At 44.2% G+C, this 4,214-nt stretch carries 4 protein-coding genes and 4 tRNA genes; all 8 read left to right on the top strand.

The genetic code is table 11. The annotated features are described in order from the left end of the window. Positions 1–221: 221 nt before the first annotated feature. Positions 222–302: transfer RNA gene (locus ACI39P_RS02160), tRNA-Tyr, on the top strand. 257 nt (positions 303–559) lie between these two features. Beyond that, positions 560–1,849, top strand: coding sequence for a PepSY domain-containing protein (locus tag ACI39P_RS02155; RefSeq protein ID WP_439719069.1), 1,290 nt, complete (start codon positions 560–562; stop codon positions 1,847–1,849). Positions 1,850–2,008: 159 nt separating this feature from the next. Next, positions 2,009–2,341, top strand: a complete 333-nt coding sequence (locus tag ACI39P_RS02150) for a PadR family transcriptional regulator (protein WP_439715057.1) — start codon at positions 2,009–2,011, stop codon at positions 2,339–2,341. Between the two features lie 13 nt (positions 2,342–2,354). After that, a complete protein-coding gene (locus ACI39P_RS02145; RefSeq protein WP_439719068.1) occupies positions 2,355–3,074 on the top strand; it encodes a permease prefix domain 1-containing protein in 720 nt (239 codons plus the stop codon). Continuing rightward, positions 3,064–3,678 (top strand): hypothetical protein, encoded by a 615-nt coding sequence (locus ACI39P_RS02140; protein WP_439719067.1) that lies wholly within the window; start codon positions 3,064–3,066, stop codon positions 3,676–3,678. Before ACI39P_RS02145 ends, ACI39P_RS02140 begins: the two co-directional genes overlap by 11 nt. Before the next feature lie 125 nt (positions 3,679–3,803). After that, positions 3,804–3,887 (top strand) — tRNA-Leu (locus ACI39P_RS02135). Positions 3,888–3,910: 23 nt separating this feature from the next. Further along, a tRNA-Phe gene (locus ACI39P_RS02130) sits at positions 3,911–3,986 on the top strand. A 5-nt stretch (positions 3,987–3,991) separates the two neighbouring features. Further along, a tRNA-Gly gene (locus ACI39P_RS02125) sits at positions 3,992–4,063 on the top strand. Positions 4,064–4,214: the final 151 nt, after the last annotated feature.

Below are 4,214 nucleotides of genomic sequence, written 5' to 3'. Positions count from 1 at the left end.
GAGAAAAGCGGAGAAAAGCTAGATAAAAGCTTTTGTCAGAATGGATTGCTTGCAAAACAGGCTGACAAAGAGGTTTTAGATAGGTTTGCGGAGCAAACCCATGCGTAATGCGAAGCTGTACCAATGGTTTTTCAAAGCTAAGGTTGTGACAATACGCTATTCTGTTTTGAGAGTTTACAGCTTTCAGAAGTGCGTTTTTTAACTGAATATGATGCAATCATGGGTGGATTCCCGAGCGGCCAAAGGGGGCAGACTGTAAATCTGTTGCGATAGCTTCGAAGGTTCGAATCCTTCTCCGCCCAGAAAATGAGGACAAGCAGAAATGTTTGTCCTTTTTGCATTAAACAGAAAAGACTTTTACAAAGGAAATCAGTTCCAGATGGTTTCGGGAAGAATAGAGAAAAGGGAAGATTTGCGGTATAAATAGAAAAAACAATATGAACTTTTGTTATCAATAAAAAATCATTATTGATAAGATTTTGAAAAATGCTAGTAATGTAATAGGTTTTATGATATTGTGGAAGAAAAGAAAGAAGAGATTCAAGAAAGGGTGAGTTTTATGAAGAAAAAATGGATTGCGATGGGGACAACGCTGGTAATGGTGACGGCATTGGCGATGCCTGCTATGGCAGCTAGCAGCTTTAAAGAGGAAAAAGCGGTGCTGCGCCCTGATTTTACCATTGTCATTGATGGGGAAGAAATGAATTTCAAACGGGCGGATGGTTCGGCGGCCTATGCGCTGGTTTATGAAGATTCTACCTATCTGCCCTTAAGAGCCATCGGGGAGGCACTGGGCAGAAATGTAAACTGGGATGAACAAACAAAGACCATTACCTTAGAAGGGGAAAGAACGACGAAGGATTCCTCTAACAAGTATATCGAAGGTGAAACAAAGAATGTATGGGTACAGGTGCGAAATGATTTTACCATCGTCATTGATGGAAAAGAACAGACATTTAAGACATCTGCCGGAAAGAGGATCTACCCTCTGCTGTATGATGGCTCCACTTATTTGCCGCTGAGAGCAATTGGACAAATCATGGGGAAAGATGTTGGTTGGGATAATAGCACAAAAACTGTAACGCTGACAGGCGAAGGCTACACAGTGACAGATGCTGACAGTTTCGGAGACGAGAAGGAAACAGTAACGGATGCGGATACATTCAAAGATAATACAACGACTGACATCGGCCTGAAAAAGGCGAAAGAAATTGCGCTGAAGGATGCTGGTTTGAAGGAAAGTGAAGTCATTTTTGTAACAGCAAAGGCTGATTATGAGAATGGCAGGAAAGAATACGATGTAGAATTTTACTGCGATGGCGTAGAATATGATTATGAAATTGATGCAGAGACAGGTAAGATTACGGACTTTGATAAGGATTTTGAAGGAAAGCTGCCTGCGGCAACGGACGAAATTACTTCTGATGAAGCAAAAGAGATTGCCCTGAAGCATGCAGGATTGAAGGAAAGCGAAGTAACAAAGCTGAAAGTGAAAAGAGACCGGGATGACGGCGTTGTGAAATATGAAGTGGAATTTAAAACAAGTGAAGCGGAATATGAATATGAAATCAATGCGGAAACCGGGAAGATTTTGAAAGTGGAAAAAGAAGAAGAAACAATGAAATCCACAGAAACGGACGTAATTACCGCTGAAGAGGCAAAAGAGATTGCCTTGAAGCATGCAGGCCTGAAAGAAAGCGAAGTAACAAAGCTGAAAGTGAAAAAAGACAAGGATGACGGCATTGTGAAATATGAAGTGGAATTTGAAACAGGCAAAACGGAATATGAGTATGAAATCAATGCGGAAACAGGCAAGATCCTGAAAGCAGAAAAAGAAATCGATGATTGAGCAGTTAATGGATGGGGCCCCTCTTTTGAGGGGCTTTTTCATTGCATCTTGACATACATAGATAATCTAGGTATAATACAAACATATACATAGAATCTCTAGGTATAAAAAGAGAAGTATCGGATACCGATAAATTTGCTGGGGAAAGGAGAAAAGGCTATGGATAAAAATTTGATCGGCGGCAGCACAGTGTTGATGCTGCTGGCTTTGCTGGAAGAAAAGGACTGCTATGGATATGAAATCATTAAGGAATTGAAGGAGCGGAGCCAAAACGTATTCCAATTCAAGGAGGGGACACTGTATCCTGTTTTGCACAGAATGGAAAACCAGGGGTATGTGAAATCCTACCGTGCCAAAGCGGAAAACGGCAAGGAGCGGAAGTATTACCGCATTACGGCGGCGGGAAAAGCCCAGTTGGCAGAGGAAAAGAAGCAGTGGGAGGTTTTCAGTGGCTCTGTAAATCGGGTCATTGGGGCAAGAGGCTTCGCCTGAGAGGGGGAAAAGGATGGAAGAGAAAAAATGGGAGTCTTACCTCAACGAAGTGCTTTCCTTTGTGAAATTCAAATATGATCATAGGGCTATCCGCAGGGAACTAGCGGAACACATGGAGGACCTGCGGGAGGATTTGATGGCGGAGGGCATGGACGAAGCTGCAGCAGAGTATATGACGGTGGCATATATGGGGGATGCGGCGGAGATCGGAAAGGCTTTGGACAAGGAGCATGGGGCTTTGCTGGGATGGATCTGGCGGATCACAAGGGCATTGGTGATCCTTTTGGCTTTGGTGACAATTTTGCCGCTGTTAAATCTATTTACTGGTGTGGTTGGGAATTATTTTGAGGAGTATGAACCACAGAGCGAAAGCGCAGAAGCATGGCACATAGAGCTGGACAGGGAATACCAAGTATACGATTATACCTTGATTTTAGAGGATGTGTATTATTATGCGGATGGAACCATGTCTGTGGTCTATCGCACGAAATATAATCCTTTTGCGAAAACGATCCTCTGGGGTTCTTCCATTACTGTGAGCGTATTCGATGAGAGCGGAGAAGAAATTTCCTGCGGCGGCAGCGGGTATAAAAAAGGTGGATGGAATGGGATTGGATGGCAGAATCTGCGGGATGTGCCCCAGGATGCAAAATGGCTGGAGATTTATTATTTTCCTGATTTAACAGTGACAGTGGATTTGGAAACGGGGGAGGTGATGGATAATGAAGCGTAAATGGCAGACAGCAGTGTTTATTCTATTGATTGGGCTACTTTCCTTTCTCTATATCCGCTTGAATGACCTGTTTTTTCGTCCGGAAGAAGTTTTTTGGGCCTGTGAGAGAGGACTGCGGAGCGGCCCTTCGGAGGAAATTATCTTTTCGTTTGATTTACAGGATGGGGGCTTCGCTTTAGTGGGCAGACAAAAAGAGGGGCTGTTTGTTGTGCCTGTGGAACGCAGTCATTTATTTCTCTGGAGGATGAAACAAGGCAAGGTGGATGGCTTTTTGGATTGCGGAGATACGTTGGGGGGATCTCTGACCTATGACGGCAATTATCTGGGGCTTTGTCAGGAGAAAGAAATCGTGGAGATGTCCTTGATTCTTGGAAATTGGGAGGATTTGAACTGGAAGGAGTATGTTTTTCCTGTGGAAGGAGAGCTGATTTTTATGGAAGGGGAACAAATTTTTCAGGATGAGGGGTTTGAGGAGAGTAAGGATGAGATCAATTATGTTGAGGGCAGAAATGCAGAAGGAGAAGTTGTTTATCGTGCTGGGGATGACGATTTGGCGGAAGCATTGCGGAAAGGAAATATCCGACCATCGCCCAGTCATTCCTGAATCATTTCCCTGCTTCTTAGGGAGCGGGGAAAGTTTTTTGGAAAAATTGAAAAAATCTGTTGACAAAGTTTGTTCCATTTGGTATCATAATCAAGCGGCTGAAACAACGCAAGATTTCAAGATTTGCCCGAGTGGCGGAATTGGCAGACGCACAGGACTTAAAATCCTGCGGGGTAACACCCGTACCGGTTCGATCCCGGTCTCGGGCAGCTTCATAAAAATATATTTCTAAGCCCAGATAGCTCAGTTGGTAGAGCAGCGGACTGAAAATCCGCGTGTCACTGGTTCGATTCCGGTTCTGGGCACCATATCTGCGCGAGTGGCTCAGTGGTAGAGCATCGCCTTGCCAAGGCGAGGGTCGCGAGTTCGAATCTCGTCTCGCGCTTTTCTTCTTCAAAGAAGAGCAAAAAGAAAAAAATGAAAAAAGATGTTGACAATCGGGCGGAAGTCTGATAAGATACATTTCGTTGAAAAACTGATGTGCGCGAGTGGCTCAGTGGTAGAGCATCGCCTTGCCAAGGCGAGGGTCGCGAGTT

It is taken from the genome of Anaerotignum sp., from assembly GCF_051877975.1.
Classification (GTDB): Bacteria; Bacillota; Clostridia; order Lachnospirales; family Anaerotignaceae; genus Anaerotignum_A.
This window is presented reverse-complemented; position numbering and strand designations above follow the sequence as displayed.